Source organism: Dietzia sp. B19 (assembly GCF_014145155.1).
GTDB classification, from domain to species: domain Bacteria; phylum Actinomycetota; class Actinomycetes; order Mycobacteriales; family Mycobacteriaceae; genus Dietzia; species Dietzia natronolimnaea.
Genome location: NZ_JAALED010000469.1, coordinates 1 through 1,320, shown reverse-complemented (window position 1 = coordinate 1,320; position 1,320 = coordinate 1). Strand labels below are relative to the sequence as shown.

At 72.9% G+C, this 1,320-nt stretch carries 1 protein-coding gene; it reads left to right on the top strand.

Annotated elements, in window-relative coordinates:
• On the top strand, nucleotides 1-1,191 hold a 1,191-nt coding region (locus G6020_RS13100; RefSeq protein WP_182610921.1), incomplete at its 5' end, for a carboxyltransferase domain-containing protein.
• Between the last annotated feature and the right edge of the window lie 129 nt (nucleotides 1,192-1,320).

Here is a 1,320-nt window from a genome sequence, read left to right as displayed (position 1 = left end):
GACGGCCCGAGCCTGGGGGGCTTCGTCTGCCCCGTCACCGTGGTCAGCGGCGACCGGTGGAAGCTCGGGCAGCTCGCGCCCGGCGACACCGTCCGGTTCGTCCGCGTCAGGGTCGATGCGGTCGGTGACCGCGCCGGGATCTCGGGGGCGAGGGGGGCCGGCCGCCCGTACGTCCTCGGCGACGGTGGTGACCGCGACGACGGCGTGCTCGGCCGCGGCCACACCGCCGACGGCGTGACCGAGGTGACCTACCGCCGGGGTGGTGACGACAACGTGCTGGTCGAGTACGGCCGCATGGAGCTCGACCTCGAACTGCGCGCCCGCGCCCACGCCCTCTACCTGCACCTCCGGGCGAACCCCGTCCCCGGCCAGCAGGACCTCACGCCCGGTATCCGGTCGCTGCAGGTCAAGATCACGCCCGGCCGCAGCACGATCGGCGCCACCCTGACCGCCCTCCGCGAGGCCGAGGCGGCGTTGCCCGCCGCCGAGGACCTGGCGGTGTCGAGCAGACGCGTCCGACTGCCGCTGAGCTGGGACGACCCCGCCACCAAGGAGGCCATCGAGAGGTACATGTACGGCGTGCGCGACGACGCCCCGTGGTGCCCGTGGAACATCGAGTTCATCCGCCGCATGAACGGTCTGGAGACCGCCGACGACGTCTACCGCACCGTCTTCGACGCCGAGTACATGGTGCTGGGGCTCGGGGACGTCTACCTCGGGGCACCGGTGGCCACGCCGCTGGACCCACGCCACCGCCTGGTGACGACCAAGTACAACCCCGCGCGGACGTGGACCGCGGAGAACTCGGTCGGGATCGGCGGCGCGTACCTGTGCATCTACGGGATGGAGGGGCCGGGTGGCTACCAGTTCGTGGGCCGCACGACCCAGGTGTGGAACCACCGGCACCCCGAACCGGCCCCGGGCTTCGACGCCGAGCACCCGTGGCTACTGCGGCACTTCGACCGCATCTCCTGGTACCCCGTCACCTCCGAGGAGTTGGCCGATCTGCGGGCCGACACCGCCGCCGGGCGGGGGATCGTCGACATCACCGACGACACGTTCTCCCTCGCCGAGCACACCGCGTTCTGCGAGCGGGAGGCCGAGTCGATCGCCTCCGCCCGACGCCGGATGGAGCACGCCCGCGCCGAGGAGTTCTCGCGCTGGGCCGCCAGTGGGGAGCTGAGCGCATGAGCGGCACCGTGACATCAGCCGGGCTGCGGGACACCGCTGCGGCGAGGGTCGACGACGTGCTGGCGCGCCTGGCCGCGGCGGACCGTCCCGAGGTGTTCCTGCAGGTCCGCGACCGCGCGGAGCTGGTGG